This is a genomic window from Nocardia sp. CA-107356 (assembly GCF_050946365.1).
GTDB lineage: Bacteria > Actinomycetota > Actinomycetes > Mycobacteriales > Mycobacteriaceae > Nocardia.
The window spans coordinates 6,877,404-6,893,200 of the sequence record NZ_CP191992.1; the positions used below are offsets into that span (position 1 = coordinate 6,877,404).

The 15,797-nt window shown below is 66.5% G+C and carries 15 protein-coding genes and 1 pseudogene; 1 reads left to right on the plus strand and 15 read right to left on the minus strand.

The annotated features are described in order from the left end of the window. Window positions 1-23: 23 nt before the first annotated feature. The 11 genes and pseudogenes from ACQP1G_RS30820 to steA form a co-directional block, all read right to left on the minus strand. A pseudogene (locus ACQP1G_RS30820) lies at window positions 24-1,040 on the minus strand (pseudouridine synthase); the annotation flags it as partial. A gap of 546 nt (window positions 1,041-1,586) precedes the next feature. After that, a complete protein-coding gene (gene scpB, locus ACQP1G_RS30825; protein WP_433208958.1) occupies window positions 1,587-2,291 on the minus strand; it encodes an SMC-Scp complex subunit ScpB in 705 nt (234 codons plus the stop codon). A 335-nt stretch (window positions 2,292-2,626) separates the two neighbouring features. Beyond that, on the minus strand, window positions 2,627-2,767 hold the full coding sequence (locus tag ACQP1G_RS30830) for a hypothetical protein (protein WP_433193106.1): 141 nt from the start codon (window positions 2,765-2,767) through the stop codon (window positions 2,627-2,629). Next, a complete protein-coding gene (locus ACQP1G_RS30835) occupies window positions 2,764-3,648 on the minus strand; it encodes a segregation and condensation protein A (protein WP_433193107.1) in 885 nt (294 codons plus the stop codon). The genes ACQP1G_RS30830 and ACQP1G_RS30835 overlap by 4 nt, the downstream gene beginning before the upstream one ends. Before the next feature lie 182 nt (window positions 3,649-3,830). Continuing rightward, complete coding sequence (locus ACQP1G_RS30840; RefSeq protein WP_433208961.1) at window positions 3,831-4,775, minus strand: ParA family protein; 945 nt, start codon at window positions 4,773-4,775, stop codon at window positions 3,831-3,833. Window positions 4,776-4,977: 202 nt separating this feature from the next. Further along, entirely contained in the window at window positions 4,978-5,127 is a 150-nt protein-coding gene (locus ACQP1G_RS30845; RefSeq protein ID WP_433193108.1) for a hypothetical protein, read from the minus strand. 38 nt (window positions 5,128-5,165) lie between these two features. Next, complete coding sequence (gene xerD, locus ACQP1G_RS30850) at window positions 5,166-6,122, minus strand: site-specific tyrosine recombinase XerD (protein WP_433193110.1); 957 nt, start codon at window positions 6,120-6,122, stop codon at window positions 5,166-5,168. A 5-nt stretch (window positions 6,123-6,127) separates the two neighbouring features. Next, complete coding sequence (locus tag ACQP1G_RS30855) at window positions 6,128-6,790, minus strand: NUDIX domain-containing protein (protein WP_433193112.1); 663 nt, start codon at window positions 6,788-6,790, stop codon at window positions 6,128-6,130. Then, the gene (locus ACQP1G_RS30860; protein ID WP_433193113.1) at window positions 6,791-8,512 is read right to left on the minus strand and encodes a CTP synthase; all 1,722 of its coding nucleotides are present in this window, start codon (window positions 8,510-8,512) and stop codon (window positions 6,791-6,793) included. Between the two features lie 256 nt (window positions 8,513-8,768). Continuing rightward, on the minus strand, window positions 8,769-9,716 hold the full coding sequence (locus ACQP1G_RS30865) for a copper transporter (RefSeq protein ID WP_433193114.1): 948 nt from the start codon (window positions 9,714-9,716) through the stop codon (window positions 8,769-8,771). Further along, the gene (steA, locus tag ACQP1G_RS30870; protein ID WP_433193115.1) at window positions 9,716-10,927 is read right to left on the minus strand and encodes a putative cytokinetic ring protein SteA; all 1,212 of its coding nucleotides are present in this window, start codon (window positions 10,925-10,927) and stop codon (window positions 9,716-9,718) included. The genes ACQP1G_RS30865 and steA overlap by 1 nt, the downstream gene beginning before the upstream one ends. A gap of 522 nt (window positions 10,928-11,449) precedes the next feature. On the opposite strand from steA, the gene ACQP1G_RS30875 reads away from it, so the two are divergent. Beyond that, window positions 11,450-11,869, plus strand: a complete 420-nt coding sequence (locus tag ACQP1G_RS30875; protein WP_433193116.1) for an SRPBCC family protein — start codon at window positions 11,450-11,452, stop codon at window positions 11,867-11,869. 7 nt (window positions 11,870-11,876) lie between these two features. Here the strand turns inward: ACQP1G_RS30875 and recN are convergent, their stop codons facing one another. From recN to ACQP1G_RS30895, 4 genes are read right to left on the minus strand one after another with little or no spacing between them, the layout of a single operon-like run. After that, the gene (recN, locus tag ACQP1G_RS30880) at window positions 11,877-13,646 is read right to left on the minus strand and encodes a DNA repair protein RecN (protein WP_433193118.1); all 1,770 of its coding nucleotides are present in this window, start codon (window positions 13,644-13,646) and stop codon (window positions 11,877-11,879) included. Then, entirely contained in the window at window positions 13,624-14,622 is a 999-nt protein-coding gene (locus tag ACQP1G_RS30885; RefSeq protein WP_433193119.1) for an NAD kinase, read from the minus strand. Before ACQP1G_RS30885 ends, recN begins: the two co-directional genes overlap by 23 nt. Beyond that, window positions 14,619-15,440, minus strand: a complete 822-nt coding sequence (locus ACQP1G_RS30890) for a TlyA family RNA methyltransferase (protein ID WP_433193120.1) — start codon at window positions 15,438-15,440, stop codon at window positions 14,619-14,621. Before ACQP1G_RS30890 ends, ACQP1G_RS30885 begins: the two co-directional genes overlap by 4 nt. A 1-nt stretch (window position 15,441) precedes the next feature. Beyond that, complete coding sequence (locus tag ACQP1G_RS30895) at window positions 15,442-15,786, minus strand: hypothetical protein (RefSeq protein ID WP_433193121.1); 345 nt, start codon at window positions 15,784-15,786, stop codon at window positions 15,442-15,444. Between the last annotated feature and the right edge of the window lie 11 nt (window positions 15,787-15,797).

The following is a 15,797-nucleotide window of genomic DNA, read 5'->3' on the forward strand; positions in this document are numbered from 1 at the left end:
CTCCACGGGAATCTCTACACCGTTCACAACGACACCGCCTCGTAAAGTTTGCCGACTTCATCGCGACCGATCACGCGCAGCGTGCCAGGCCGTTGATCGCCGAGTGCGACCGGACCGATATTGGTGCGCACCAGCCGGGTCACCGGATGGCCGACCGCGTCCAGCAGTCGGCGCACGATGTGCTTGCGCCCTTCGTGCAACACGATCTTGACTAGCGAACGTCCCTCATTGATCTCTAGCACCTGGAACTTGTCCACCTTGGCCGGACCGTCCTCGAGCTCGACACCGTCCCTGAGGCGCTTGCCGATCCCCTTGTGGACCTCACCATTGACCGTCGCCAGATAGGTCTTCTCCACCTGGAAGGACGGGTGCATGAGCCGGTGCGCGAGGTCGCCGTCGTTGGTGAGCAGCAGCAGCCCCTCGGTATCGGCGTCCAGCCTGCCGACGTGGAACAGGCGCTGACCGGCCGCGATGCGTTCGGCGACGATATCGCCGACGCAGGGGCGGCCGAGATCGTCGGACATGGTGGACTGCCAGCCCTTTGGCTTGTTCAACGCGATGTGGACCAGTTCCTCGCGCACCATCACGCGAGTGCCGTCGACGCGGACCACGGCGTGTTGCGGATCGATCCGCAGGCCCTGTTCGGTGACGATGGCGCCATCGACCTCGACGCGGCCCTGGGCGATCATCTCCTCGGCCGCGCGGCGTGAGGCGACACCGGCCTTGGCCAGCACCTTCTGCAGCCGCTCGCCCTCGCCCCACGGCATCTTCTCGTGGCCGCCCTCGGCGGGCTGCTCGACATGCTGATGCTTGGCTGGCTTGGCATTGCTCAGCAGCGGGGCGGCGACAACCTTCTTCTGCGGCTTCGGGGTCTTGGCTCTCTTGCCGACGGGCGCGGACATCGCGGCCGATCCCGGGCGACGCGACGGATTGCCTTGCTGCGCAGCACCTCCCGCTGGGTAACCGCGCGAACCGGCGGCACGCGAGGCCGAACCGCCTTGCGCGGCACCGCGATAGGCGTCGCCACGCGAACCACGCTGATCCGAGCCGCCGCCCTGCGATGAGCCGCGATTACCGGAACCGCCCTGCGATGAGCCACGATAACCGCTGTCACCCTGGGAAGAACCGCGATAGCGGTTGTCCCCCTCTGCCGAGCCGCGGTAGCCGCCGCCCTGCGACGAACCACGGCGATCGGAGCCACCCTGGGCGGAACCGCGGTATCCGCTGCCACCCTGTGCGGCCCCACGATAACCGCCACCACGCTGGTCACTCTGCGACGAGCCACGGTAGTCCGAGTCACGCGACGATCCGCGATAGCCACCCTCGCCCTGCGCGGATCCCCGATAGCCCCCGCGGTCGCCGCCACTGTGCTCATTCCCGCGGTAGCCACCGCCGCCTTGCGAGGAGCCGCGCTCGGAGCCACCCCATGCGGCCCCGCGCTGCGTACTTCCCCTCTGCGTACCTCCCCTTTGTGCCGAACGCGCGTCGCGTGCGCTTCGGCCTGCGCCGCCCCTTCCGGGCTGGTCGCTTCTGTTCCTACGATCCGGTGTGCCATCTCGGCGAGCGGGCGTATTCATATTGTCCTGTCAGTCTTCTTCGGTACCGAGATCCAAATTGGTCTCGGCGGATTTCTTCAGCCTGGTGTAACGGGGGTCCGTCTCCAGGCTCTCGTTGATCTCGTCGATCAGGTCGACGCCCGGCAGTAGGGGCGCCAGTGGCGGCAGATCGGTCAGCGATGCGAGTCCGATCCGTTCCAGGAACAGTTCGGTCGTGCGGTATTGCGTGCCGTTCGTCTCCGGGTCGACCCCGGCCTCGGCGATCAGTCCGCGAGCCAGCAGGGTTCGCATCACACCGTCGACGTTCACGCCACGCACCGCGCTGACCCTGGTCCGGGTCACCGGTTGGCGGTATGCCACCACCGCCAGTGTTTCCAATGCCGCCCGGGTCAATTTCGACCGGGCGCCGTCGAGCAGCATCCGTTCCACATACGGCGCGTACTCGCTGCGAGTATAGAAGCGCCAGCCGTCACCCACGAAACGCAGGTCGATGCCACTGGCCCGCGCGGATAGTTCCGCCGACATCGCCAGCAGTGCCTGCTCCACCCGCGCCGGGTTGTCCCGCAAGGCGTCGGCCAGCAGTTCTACCGGGGCCGGAGCGTCCACAATGAGCAGCATCGCCTCCAGCGCCGATCGGAATTCGTCGTCGTCCAAGGGCTCGGGCGTGACGTCCGCCACTGTCTGATCCGAAGCCGGTTCATCCTCGCGCGATCGCGCCGCGACGGCAGGTGTCATACCTTCGACACCTTCGCCGGAGGGCTCATCACCGGGCGCGGTGGACCGTGCGGCGCCGTCGGTTCGTCTGCCGGAGCCACGCGGCGACGGCTCGTCCGCACTCGTCCCCGCCACATCGGAGGGCGCTGCGCCAGCCACGCTCTCGCCACGTTCACTCGACGCCGCCGCCACACCGACGGCAGCGGCGTCCTCGGTCCGCTCGCCGCGTTCGCCCGGCACGATCGCTGTGCTGTCCTCGACGTCCGTCCCACTCGATCGCGCACCCTCGCCAACGACGACACCGTTGTGCTTCGCCGGTGCCGGGGTGTCTGTGGTGCGCTCGCTGAACTCCTCGCTCACGACTCCACCTCGCTGACGCTCAACTCCGCCGTACGCGAAGACGCACTGTGCTGATGGCTCACCCGCTGACGCTCGCTCACCACCGCGCCGCTAGCGCGCGGTTGCGTCGTGCGCTGTGACATGGTGCGCTCGCTCACCCGTAGTCCTCCTCGATGGTCACGGTGTCGGCGGTCTCGTCCTTCGGGTCGCCGGTCCAGCTCACCGAGAGCGGCCCGAGCGGGTCGGGCTGATCGAACTCGATCGTCTTGCCTCGGTACAGCTCCAGCAGAGCCAGGAAGCGCGCGACGATCTGGATCGGCACATCGCAGTCGGCGACCAGTTCGCCGAAGGTCGTCCAGCCGCCCGGTCCGCGCAGTTTGAGCTGTTCGAGCACGAGCGCGGCCTGTTCGGCGACCGAGAAGGCGTGCTGGTGCAGATGATCGAGTCCCACCTTGGGCGCCGGTCGGGGCCGGAAGGCCGCCGCGGCGATCGCGGCGAATTCATGTGCGTCCACTCCCAGCGTAACCTCGGGCAGCAGTTCGGCGAAGCGCTCCTCCAGACCGACCGCGCGCGGGTAGCGGCGCAGCGCGACCGCTTCCAATTCGCCGAGCAGTTCGGCGACCTGCTTGAACGCGCGGTATTGCAGCAGCCGGGCGAAGAGCAGGTCCCGCGCCTCGAGGAGTTCGAGATCTTCGGCGTCGGTCACCTCACCGGATGGCAGCAACCGCGCCGCCTTGAGATCGAGCAACGTGGCGGCGACAACCAGGAATTCGGTGGTCTGATCCAGGATCTTGTCGGCGCGCAACGTGTCTTGCTGCCCGATGCTCGCGGTCAAAGCCTTGGTGTAGGCGATGAATTCGTCGGTCACCTTATGCAGCGCGATCTCGGTGACATCGAGTTTGCGCGAACTGATCAGATTCAACAGCAGATCGAACGGCCCTTGAAAATTGCTCAGCCGCAGCTGAAACCCCGACTTCTGCGCCGACGCAGGATCGGAATGGCTAACAGCCGGGTCGACTGGTCCAGTACCTCCTGGCACCGCCGACTCCCCCTCACTTCCAGGTCTACCAGGGGGATCATCTTGTACGTCAGCGGATTCATGCGCAGCCGCAGAGTCGGCCGAGACAGCACGCCCGGCATCGGAGCCCTGATCGGCGAACTCACCAGACTCCGAGCCGAGCGTATCCGTGTTCGTCGATGGCGCCGGTTCGGTACCGCCGATCACCGGCCGGACCGGTGGATGACTTCCCGCGCCATCGACCGATATGCTTCGGCCCCACCGGATTTCGGCGCCCACGTGGTGATCGGTTCACCCGCGACGCTGGCATCGGGAAAGCGTACGGTCCGCGAGATCGCCGTGTCGTACACCAAGTCGCCGAAGACCTCGACGACGCGCGCCATGACCTGGCGTGAATGTAGTAGCCGGGCATCGAACATGGTCACCACGATGCCGTACAGGCTCAGGCGCGGGTTGAGCCGATCGCGGACCTTCTCCACGGTGTCATTGAGCAGCGCCAGCCCGCGCAGCGAAAAGTATTCGCATTCCATCGGAATGATCACACCATCGGAACAGGCCAGCGCGTTGACCGTCAGCAGCCCCAGCGAGGGCTGGCAGTCGATCAGGATGTAGTCGTAGCGCTCGCGCACCGGTTCCAGCGCGCGGCCCAGTGTCTGCTCCCTGCCGACCTCGTTGACCAACTGGATCTCCGCGGCCGACAGATCGATATTGCTCGGCAGCAGGTCCAAATTCTCGACGCGCGTCTCCATGAGGACCTCGTCGATGGAGACCTTGGACCCGATCAGCAGGTTGTGCACGGTCAGGTCGAGATCGTGGTGCGCAACACCCAAACCCGCCGACAGCGCGCCCTGCGGATCCAGGTCGACCAGCAGCACCCGGCGGCCGAACTCCGCGAGCGCGGCGCCCAGGTTGATCGTCGAAGTGGTCTTGCCGACGCCACCCTTCTGATTGCACATGGCCACGATCAGCGCATCGCCGTGCCGCTCGACCGGCGGCGGGTCGGGTACGACACGCAGCGGGCGCCCGGTAGGACCGAGTGCCGCGTCCTCGGGGACGGGTTCGGCGCCGTTGCCCCACAGCGTCTCCGCCGCGGCCTCCGAGTACGGACCCGACCTGGGACCCGTAAGCGGCTGCGCCCCAGCACTCATCGGCGGCTCTGCCGCACTGGCTGTCGTCACGATCCGCTGCTCCTTATACGTTCCTGCCCGTTGCCTTCGCTCGACTCCGGCATTATCTGCCCGAGCGTAGCGAGGCCGATCAGGCCCGACCTCGCTTTCGTACGGTCCAGCTCTCGATAGACGCTACCGCTTGACACCGCAAGACCCACGCTCGGACACGCGACACCCGCGTTTACCTGCGTAAGCGTTCACTCCCCTGACGCCGATACGGCTCGCCGTCGACATCGACATCGAACCGGACGATACCCGTTGTGCGCGGATCCACCCCGCGCGTCTTCTTGTCCACCCCGCGCGTCTTCTCGTCCGCCGCGCACGGATTCATCGGGCAAAATCGTGCGCGGCGCCGCGAACACCGGCGGACTAGCGCGCGCGAGGGTGGGCGGTGGCCCAGACCTCGCGCAGGGTATTCACAGTGACGAGGGTGTAGATCTGGGTGGTCGTGACCGACGCGTGGCCCAGAAGTTCTTGGACCACACGCACATCGGCGCCGCCGTCGAGGAGATGTGTTGCGAACGAATGGCGCAGGGTGTGCGGAGAGACGGTGGCGCCGATGCCAGCACGCTCAGCGGCGGTCTGCAAGACCTGCCAGGCGCTCTGCCTCGACAGGCGTCCGCCGCGGGCGTTCAGAAACAGCGCACCCGCAGCGCCTTTCCCGTTCGCGGCGAGCACCGGCCTGCCGCGCACCAGGTACGCGTCGACCGCGGCGAGTGCGGGCCGGCCGATCGGGACCATGCGCTGCTTGCCGCCCTTACCGTGCAGCACCACGGCGCGCTCCTCGGTGTCGAGGTCGTCCACATCGAGTCCGACCATTTCCGAGATCCGCGCCCCGGTCGAATACAGCAGCTCGAGCAGCGCGCGGTCGCGCAAACCGCGTGGCCCGCCGTCGGATCCGGCCCCGTTCGCTTCGGCATCGTCGCTCGGCCCGCCACCCGCGGCCTCCAGCAACCGTAGAACCTGGTCGTACGGTAGGGCTTTCGGCAACCTGCGTCCCGGCGCCGGCGGTTTCACGGCATGCGCGACATCGGTACTCGTCATCCCCTCGGCGGCGGCGAACCGATGTAACCCACGCACCGCGATCAGCGCACGGGCCACCGAACTGGCGGCCAGCGGCGGATGGGTGGCCCCACCCGCCCGCAGCACCATGGTGAATTCCGCGACATCGGATTCGCCGACCTGGTCGAGCGCCGTAATACCGTGTCCGGTCAGGAAATTCCGATATCGGTCGAGGTCGCGGCGATAGGCGCCCAGGGTGTTGCGCGCGGCGCCGCGCTCGACCGCGAGATGGTCGAGATAGGCATCCAATTCCCGCGCGAGCACCCTCGTCAGTCTTCGGACTGTCGCTGCGCCGCCTTATGGCGGAGAAACGCGGTCGGCTGTCCCGGCCACGGCGCGTCGGCGGGACGCAGTTCGGTCCCGCCCGCCCTGGCAGCCGCGAGGGCGAATACACCGGCGACCGCCGTGGCATTGACGATCTCACCGGCCAGCGCGGCCCGCACGGCCTCGTTGACCGGCATGCGGACCATTTCGAGGTCCGCCTCCTCCAATTCCGGGTCGGGCCGGTCGGTTTCGTAGAGACCCCGCGCGGCGTACACCCGCAGCGCCTCGTCGGTGAAGCCGGGCGAGAGAGCGACATCCACCAGTACCGCCCATTCCCTGGCGGCCAATCCGGTCTCCTCGGCCAACTCACGCTTGGCCGCTTCCAGCGGATCCTCACCGGGAACATCGAGCAGACCAGCGGGCAGTTCGAGCAATCGCCCGCCGATCGGGTGCCGATACTGCCTGATCAGCACCACGTTGTCGGCGTCATCGATAGCCGCGACCGCGACCGCCGCATGATGCTCGATCACCTCGCGTTCGACCACCCGCCCGCCCGGCATCGCCACCTGGTCGAGCCGCAACGCGAGGATGGCGCCGCTGTACACGGTCTTACTCGCCACCGTCTCGAAATCGTGGCTGCCCGGCCGGGCTCCCCCGTTATCACTCATCTACGACGCCTGATCTGCGTTCGCGAACTCTTCATCCGGGATATCGACCGGAAGCCGCTCGGCCAGTTTATATTTCAGCGCCGCCGAGATCAGCGCGGCGAACAGCGGATGCGGCCGGGTCGGGCGGCTCTTGAGCTCCGGATGCGCCTGGGTGGCCACGAAGAACGGGTGCTTATCCGCGGGCAACTCCACGAATTCGACGAGATGCCCGTCGGGCGAGGTGCCGCTGAACTTCAGACCGCTGGTGGCGATCTTGTCGCGGTAGGCATTGTTCACCTCATAGCGATGCCGGTGCCGCTCGGAGACGTGCTCGGTGCCATAGGCCTGCGCGACCACCGAACCCTTCGTCAGCGTCGCCGGGTAGGCGCCGAGGCGCATGGTGCCACCGAGATCGGCCTCACCGGCCACGATCTCCTCCTGGTCGGCCATGGTGGAGATCACCGGATGCGGTGTGTCCGGTTCGAATTCGGCCGAATTGGCCTCGGCGAGACCGACCGAGCGCGCCGCCTCGATGACCACACACTGCAAGCCGAGACAGAGGCCGAGCAAGGGCAGCCCACGGGTGCGGGCGTAGGTGATGGCGCCGACCTTGCCCTCGATGCCGCGAATACCGAATCCACCGGGGATGAGCACCGCGTCCGCATCGCGCAGAGCGGCCTGCGCGCCCGCCGGGGTCTCGCACTCGTCGGACTGCACCCAGCGGATATTCACCTTGGCCCGCGAGGCGAACCCGCCCGCGCGCAAGGCCTCGGTGACCGACAGGTAGGCATCGGGCAGATCGACGTACTTTCCGACCAACGCGACCTCGACCGTCTCCCGCGGCTGATGCACCCGTTCGAGCAGATCGCCCCACACCGTCCAGTCCACGTCCCGGAACGGCAGTCCCAGCCTGCGCACCACATAAGCGTCCAGACCCTCACGGTGCAGCACCTTGGGAATGTCGTAGATCGACGGCGCATCCGGGGTGGATATGCAGGCGTCGACATCGACGTCGCACATCAGCGCGATCTTGCTCTTGAGCGCTTGGGGCACCTCGCGATCGCAGCGCAGGATCAGCGCGTCGGGCTGGATACCGATATTGCGCAGCGCGGCCACCGAATGCTGGGTCGGCTTGGTCTTGAGCTCACCAGACGGCGCGAGGTAGGGCACCAGCGATACGTGCAGGAAGAAGACATTGTCCCGGCCGACGTCGTGGCGGATCTGCCGAGCCGCCTCGAGGAAGGGCTGCGATTCGATATCGCCGACGGTGCCACCGATTTCGGTGATCACCACATCGGGCACCTGCCCCTGTAGATCCGGGCCTTGCATCGCGAGTATGCGACTCTTGATCTCGTCGGTAATGTGCGGGATTACCTGCACCGTGTCACCGAGGTATTCGCCGCGCCGCTCCTTGGCGATCACCGATGAATAGATTTGCCCGGTAGTCACATTCGCGTCCCGGGACAGGTCCCGATCGAGGAACCGTTCGTAGTGACCGACATCGAGATCGGTCTCGGCGCCATCTTCGGTGACGAACACTTCTCCGTGCTGGAACGGATTCATGGTGCCCGGATCGACGTTCAAGTACGGGTCGAGTTTCTGCATGGTCACCCGCAGTCCGCGCGCGGTCAGCAGCTGACCGAGGCTGGAGGCGGTAAGACCCTTACCCAATGAGGAGGCGACGCCACCGCTGACGAAGATGTGCTTCGTGGCCGTTCGCGCCTGATTCCGTGTATGACCCACGGGTCTTCACGGTAACACGAAAAAGCCGGTCCGATCACCCGCCACGCACGTTTGCCACTGAGTCGCTGCGTCGGCTCGGGCGCGGCATGTTCTCGGCCCGTTGATGCCTCGTTCCGAGCGGCCGAGACTCACGACTACCTCGCATGCGCTGCGGCCACTCGCACACGAGCCGGACCGTGAACGATGCTGGACGACCTCGCGTGCGGTATTCGAATCGGCCGATTCCGGGTCCCCTTCGAGCTAACCAGACCGCGGATCAGCTGCGCGGCACGCCGATGATTGTGAGGGAGGTCGCCTTGGCACCGGTTCCGTATCGGCCCGCGCCGCCAGTGAGCTGTTCGCTGAGGCCCAGCACGGTGGTGACGCGGCCGATCTCGCGATCGAGGTTGTCGACGGTGGTGACGTCGGTGGCCAACGCGGCGTCGGAGCGGATGATCGCGATCGGTCCCGGATTGTCAGCCGCACCGGATCGGCCAGCGAGTACTGCACCCGCGCCGCGGCCACGCAGGGCGCCGGTGAATCGGGCAATATTGCTGCCCTCGCTGTTGTCATTGGACTTCGCGCCGTTACCGGTGACGACGACCGCAAGATCAGCGGGGTGCGCCGGAGTGTCGCCATAGGCGAGGAAGCCACCGCCGCGCAACGTCTCCAGCACCAGACTCAGCTCCTGCGGGGTGCTGCGCGGTTGCGCGTTCGCTGGGTCGAGTAGCAGCACGAGACCGAGTAGATCGCCCGCCATACTGCCCTGATCGACCTGTCCGGTGCGCAGTTGCGCGCCCGCCGGAATGACATTGGTGACCGCGGTACGCATCCGATCCCCCTCGGAGGCATCGACGAAGGCATCGGTGAGTGCGATGCGGCCGGTCACGGTGGCGCCGGAGGTTTCCAGGCCCTTCGCCACCGCCTCGACATCGGCGGGTTCGGCGTCGGGAGTCGTGAAGACCACGACGCTGCGGTCGGTGAGGGTGCCCCCGAGGATTCGGCCCGCCGATCCGGCGATGAACCGGTCCGCGGCGTTCATTTCGTCGGACAGCCGCTCGTTCTGATCGGTGGCGACATCGAGTTGCTTACGCAGATCCGACTTATCCGCACGCAGTCCGGACAGCAGGTCCGCCGCCACGGTCTGCGAGCCGAGCACCACACCGATGGCGAGGGCCAGGAAGATCGCGACGATCGAAACCGCGTGCTGCCGAATCGAAATCATCAGTTTCCTCCCCCGCGGACTAGGCCCTGGGCCCACAGCGCGCAGCGATTCCAGGCGTCGGTGGCCCAGTCCAGCGCCTCGGAACCCATATTCGAGGCCAGCATGGCCACGATCACCGCGATGAGGGCGGCGAGCACGACCATCGCGATGGCAGTGCCGGAGACCCGGTTTCGGTAGAGCGTGGCAACGGCCTTGGCATCCATGAGTTTGGCGCCCACCTTCAGTCGGGTCAGGAACGTCGCCGGATTGCTGTCGCGACGGCCGCGGTCGAAGAAATCGTCCAGGGATGCGGCGGCGCCCGCGGTCACGATCAGCGCTGCGCCGTGGTGGTCGGCCAGCAGCAGGGCCAGGTCGGAGGGGGCGCCGGAGGACGGGAACGTCGTCGCGCCGATGCCGATATCTTGGATGCGTTCCAGCCCCTTGGCGTGGCCGTCGGTATCGGCGGGCAGAATCATCTCGGCGCCGGATTTCAAAGTGCCGGTGGTGATTTCGTCCGGGTCGCCGACGATCAGATCGGGGCGGTATCCCTGCTTCATCAACGTATCCGCGCCACGACCGACCCCGACCATGATCGGCGCGTATTCCTTGATGAACGGCTTGAGTCGCTTGAGATCGTCTGCATGGTCCGGGCCGTCGGCCACCACGACCACATGTCGATCTTTCATGGTGAGCTCGAGTTCCGGCACACCGATGCCGTCGATGAGTAGCGCACTCTCGGTGCGGATGAACTCGATCGTATTGCCAGCGAACGCCTCCAGATGATCGGCGAGCCCGTTGCGGGCTTCGATCATCCGCTCGGCGATATCGGATTCGGTCAGCTCGATGCCCGTGACCAGGACCTCGGGCTCCTTCTTGACCAACTTGTCGGCGTAGACGACACCCTCGTCGATGCGGACCTTGGTGCCGTCCTTGATCTTGAACGCATCCGAACTCACGGTGTCCAGCAGCAGAATCCCGTTGGCGACCAACACTTCCGGTCCCAGATTGGGATAGCGGCCCGAAATCGATGGCGAGGTATTCACCACGGCGAGCACGCCCGCCTCGACCAGCCGATCGGCGGTGAGCCGATCCAGATCCATCTCATCGAGTATGACGACATCGCCGGGCCCGACCCGCTTCAGCAAACGCCTGGTGTTGCGGTCGACCCGGGCTATCCCGGTCAGCCCGGCCAGCGATTCGGTGTTCTTCGACAACAACGCCAACATCTTCATGGGCCCGATCCTGGCGGCAAACTCTCAACCATTGATGGAGGCGCGCCGAACCATCTGTCACATTCGTCACTGTGATAACAGGCGACGCGCATTCGGCTACCCACTCGCGCCCTGATCAGAAGCGGCTGTCGACTAATCCACGCTCCACGACGGCGAAGACGGAATCGCCGACCTTCCCGAGCAGCGCCATCGCCAGCAATATGATGTCGGTACGCCCCCCGATCTAGCTATCGAACAGCAAAACCCAACCCATTCGATGAACACCCGGGCCACCAGGAAAGGGCCAGCCGTTCGCCGAACCGAGCCCACCGTTCACCACGGCCGGTGCCACCGCGGGCAGTTGGATAGCGCGTAGCAATGCGGGCCTGCTCGATCCATGGGCACGTCCGACCAGGATTGGGTGACACCGTGATTCGAAGTCGACAGGAACCGGGCGCACTGTGATCCCAGTGACACGGCTCACGACGAAACCGGACAGTACCCGTATGCTGCCGGTCACAGATATCTCGAAGAGGAGACACTATGGCCAGCAGCACCGTCGACGCCATCATCGCGGCACCGCGCGATGTCGTCTACAAGTTCTTCACCGAGCGGGACGGCATCAACCCGTACATCCCGGTGGACTTCACGTTGAAGACACCCGGCACGCCCGCCCCGGCGGGCGTCGGCGCGCAGTACCTGATCGGCAAGGCAGGAGTCGGCATCGTCGAGGAGACCACCAAGCTGGTCCCCGGCGAGCTGATGGAATACAAGATCATCAAGGGCGCGCCGGTAAAGCGCCACGTCGGCACCATCACCTTCACCGACGCCGATAACGGCACCTTGGTCTCCTACACGATGGAGTCCGAGCCCAGCCTCCCCGTCCCCGCCAAGGTCGTCGAACTCGGCCTCAAGAACCTCATCAACCAGTTCATCAAGGGCGCACAAAAAGCCCTGCGCTGAACCGCCGTCAGGCGAGAGCGCGTTCGGCGCGGGCCGTTTCGAGAAGTTCTTCGGCGTGTGCGCGGCCGGTTTCGGTGTCGTCGAGACCGGCCAGCATGCGGGCGAGTTCGATGACGCGCTCATCCTTGGTCAATGCCCGGACGCCGCTGTTGACCTTGCCCTTGCCATCGTCGGATTTGTCCACCACCAGATGAGTGTCCGCGAAGGCGGCGACCTGCGGTAGGTGGGTCACCACGATCACCTGATGGGTGCGGGCCAGCCGGGCCAGTCTGCGGCCGATCTCGACCGCGGCCCGACCGCCGACACCGGCGTCGACCTCGTCGAAGACCATGGTCGCGCCGTGATCCGAACTCGCGAGCACCACTTCCAGTGCCAGCATCACGCGCGAGAGCTCACCGCCGGATGCGCTCTTGCTCAAGGGCAATGACTGCGCGCCCGAGTGCGCCGAGAGCCGGAACTCCACTTCGTCGACGCCGGTCGAACCCGCATGCAGTTCCGTCCCGTCCACCGTCAGCGGCGCCGAGTCCTGCGGGCTCGCGGGCATCGGCCGCACCACGACCTCGAGCTTCGCCTTGCCCATCGCCAGGCCGCCCAGTTCGGCGCTCACCGCGGAGGCGAGCTTGCCCGCCGACTTCGTCCGTGCGGCAGTCAATTTGCGGGCCGCCTCGCGGACCCGTTCCGCGGCGATATCCATCTCCGCCGCCAATGCGGCCAAGGCCTCTTCGGAAACATCGAGCGAGCCGAGCCGCGTGCGCGCCTCATCCGCCCACGCGATCACCCCATCGATATCCGGTGCGTACTTGCGGGTCAGCGATTTCAATTCGGCCTGCCGGGTGAGCAGCGAATCCAAAGCGCCGGGGTCCGAAGGCAGATCCGCGAGATAGCCGCTGAGTTCGGTGGTCAGATCGACGACCACCGCAATAGCCTCACCGAGGCGCGGCCCTAGTGCGGTCAGCGCCGGATCATCGGCCGATTCGATGCGGGCACGCGCGGCGCCGAGCAATTCCAGTGCACCCGAACCATCCTCGGGCGAATCGGCGGGACCGGCCAATGCGTCGTGTGCGACCGCGGCGGCCTCGCGCAGCGAATCCAGATCGCTGAGCCTGCGTACCTCGTCGACAATGCGCGTGTCCTCGCCGGGTTCCGGTGCGATGGCATCGATTTCGGACAGCGAATGCTTGAGCCGGTCGGCCTCCAGCGCGAGTTCCCTACTGTGCGCGGTGCGTTCGAGCAATTCGGTGCGGGCATCGAGCCAGGATCGCCGCTGCACCTGGTACTTACGCAGCAGCGGGCCGACCGAATCGGCCGCGAACTGGTCCAGCGCGGACAACTGCTGATCCGGACGCTGCAGCCGCAACTGGTCGTTCTGGCCGTGCACGGTCAGCAGCGGAGCGGTGAAATCGGCGAGGACCGAGGCGGGTACGCCGCGCCCACCCAGATGCGCGCGAGAGCGTCCGTCACTGCCGACAGTGCGGATCGCGATGATGCTGCCGTCGTCATCGCGTTCGGCCGCAGCCGATTCCAGCACTACTTGAACTTCCTTCTGCGCGGTCGTATTCACCTCGTCGACGGTGAACCGGCCCTCGACCACGGCACGCGCCGCACCCAATCGGACGCGGCCGGCGTCGGCGCGCGCCCCGCTGAGCAGGTGCAGGCTGGTCACCACCATGGTCTTACCGGCGCCGGTCTCACCGGTGAGAACCGTCAGACCCGCATGGAATTGCGCGGTGGCCGCGGATATGACACCAAGGCCGTCAATCCTGATCTCTGTCAGCACGTGTGCTCTCCGTTCGCCGTCGCCCACGCCAGCCTGTCACGGGCAATTGGAACTTGCGCACCATCCGGTCCGCGAAGGGCGCGGAATCCAACCGCACCCAGCGCACCGGTTCGGCGCCGCGGACCGCCTCGAGCCGCCCGCCCTTCGGCAGTGCGAGAGTCCGCCTGCCGTCCAGGAAAACTATCGCATCATGGCCCGCCGCAACGGATTCGACGGCGATCCTGGACTCCGGACTGGTCACCAGCGGCCGCGCGAACAGGGCATGCGCATTGCTCGGAATCACCAGCAGCGCTTCGAGTTCCGGCCACACCACCGGGCCGCCCGCGGAGAACGCGTATGCGGTCGAGCCGGTCGGCGTGGAGATGAGGATGCCATCACAACCGAACTGCGAGACCGGACGTCCGTCGACCTCCAAGACTACCTCGAGCACGCCCATCCGCGACGCGTTCTCGATGCTGGCTTCGTTGAGTGCCCAACCGGTTTCGACGATCTCGTCGTCCACCCGGACGGTGACATCGATGGTCATCCGGCGTTCGAGGCGATAGTCGCCGCGGACCACGCTCGCCAATGCCTCATCAAGGTGTTCGGCCTCGGCCTCGGTCAGAAATCCGATGCGGCCCAAGTTGATTCCCAGCACCGGCACCCCAGCAGGCCTGGCCAATTCGGCCGCGCGCAGGAAGGTGCCGTCACCACCGAGCGACAGCACCATCTCACAACCGACCGCCGCGTCCGGGCAGTGCTCGACAACGCGCGCGGGATATCCACCCGGCTCCGCAATCGCGGTCCCGCCCGATGCGCTGGGCTCACAGTCGATATCGAACCGGGTGCTGTCCGCTTCGTCCGAGAGCACGCGCAATCCGATGCCCGCATCGGCGAAGATTTTCGCCACACGATGGGCGGTATCAATGATCTCCGCCCGGCCCGGATGCGAAACCAGCAGAATCTCCCTGGATTCGGCCGGTGTCAGCGCGTTCACTGTGGACCCTCCTCAACCGCCCGCTCGACGAGGGCCGCGACCTGCTCGTCGTCGTACTCGAACTGCCCATCCTTGCGCAGCCACAGAAAATACTCGACATTGCCCGACGGACCGGGCAGCGGGCTGGCCGCCACCCCGGCGGTACGCAACCCCAACTCGGCGGCGGCCGCGGCGACATCGCGCACCACTTCCGCGCGCAATGCCGGATCGCGCACCACACCGCCGGAGCCTACCCGCTCCTTACCCACCTCGAACTGCGGCTTCACCATGGGCAGCAGGTCCGCACCCGGTGCACAACAGGCCGCGAGCGCGGGTAGCACCAGATTCAGCGAGATGAACGACAGATCACCGACCACCAGTTCGACGGTGCCGCCGATGGATTCGGGAGTAACGGCGCGGACATTGGTGCGGTCGAAGACCCGCACGCGGTCATCGTTCTGCAGGCGCCAGATCAGTTGGCCATAGCCGACATCGACGGCCACGACCTCGCGGGCCTGCTTCGAGAGCAGCACATCGGTGAAGCCGCCGGTCGACGCACCGGCATCCAGGCAACGTTTACCTGCGACGGTCAAGCCCTGCGGTTCGAACGCCGCCAGCGCCCCGAGCAGTTTGTGCGCTCCCCGCGATGCCCACGACACTTCGTCGGGCTCCTCGCGCACGATCAATGGCGTGCCCGCTTCGACGGCGGTCGCCGGTTTCACGGCGACCGTTCCAGCAATCAGGACGCGGCCCGCACCGATCAGCTCGACCGCGTGTTCTCGCGATCGCGCCAATCCGCGGCGAACCAGTTCGGCGTCCACCCGCGCGCGCCTGGCCACCTCAGATCTTGTCCACCGTGGCCAGGGCCTGGACGAGCACCTCATGTGCCTGCTCCAGGATGCGAGCGCGCCGAGTGATATCGACGCCGGAATCGGAATCGGTCGTCGGCGGGGTAGCCGCCAGCCCGGTCCAGGCCGGACGCGCGTCGAGTTCGGCCAGTAGGCCGTCGATCTCGGCGCGGATCTTCGCGGGGTCGGCAGGCTCCGGACGTCCCTGCGCGCCCGGCAGATGCTGGCCCGGCAGTGGAGTCCCGGGGCGGGGTCCGTTCGAGCCGTGGCCGTAGGTACCGGGGCCATGGGGCTGGGGCGTACCGGGTCCGTTCGGGCGAGGCATCGAAGTAGTCATCGTAGGGTCAA

Bases quoted from the DNA above. Each gene is read 5' to 3' on its own strand.
- steA (WP_433193115.1), bottom strand. From the start codon at position 10,927: ATGAAGATGTTGGCGTTGTTGTCGAAGAACACCGAATCGCTGGCCGGG.
- ACQP1G_RS30845 (WP_433193108.1), bottom strand. From the start codon at position 5,127: ATGAATCCGTGCGCGGCGGACGAGAAGACGCGCGGGGTGGACAAGAAG.
- ACQP1G_RS30895 (WP_433193121.1), bottom strand. From the start codon at position 15,786: ATGACTACTTCGATGCCTCGCCCGAACGGACCCGGTACGCCCCAGCCC.
- ACQP1G_RS30855 (WP_433193112.1), bottom strand. From the start codon at position 6,790: ATGAGTGATAACGGGGGAGCCCGGCCGGGCAGCCACGATTTCGAGACG.
- ACQP1G_RS30840 (WP_433208961.1), bottom strand. From the start codon at position 4,775: ATGAGTGCTGGGGCGCAGCCGCTTACGGGTCCCAGGTCGGGTCCGTAC.
- scpB (WP_433208958.1), bottom strand. From the start codon at position 2,291: ATGACACCTGCCGTCGCGGCGCGATCGCGCGAGGATGAACCGGCTTCG.
- ACQP1G_RS30875 (WP_433193116.1), top strand. From the start codon at position 11,450: ATGGCCAGCAGCACCGTCGACGCCATCATCGCGGCACCGCGCGATGTC.
- ACQP1G_RS30865 (WP_433193114.1), bottom strand. From the start codon at position 9,716: ATGATTTCGATTCGGCAGCACGCGGTTTCGATCGTCGCGATCTTCCTG.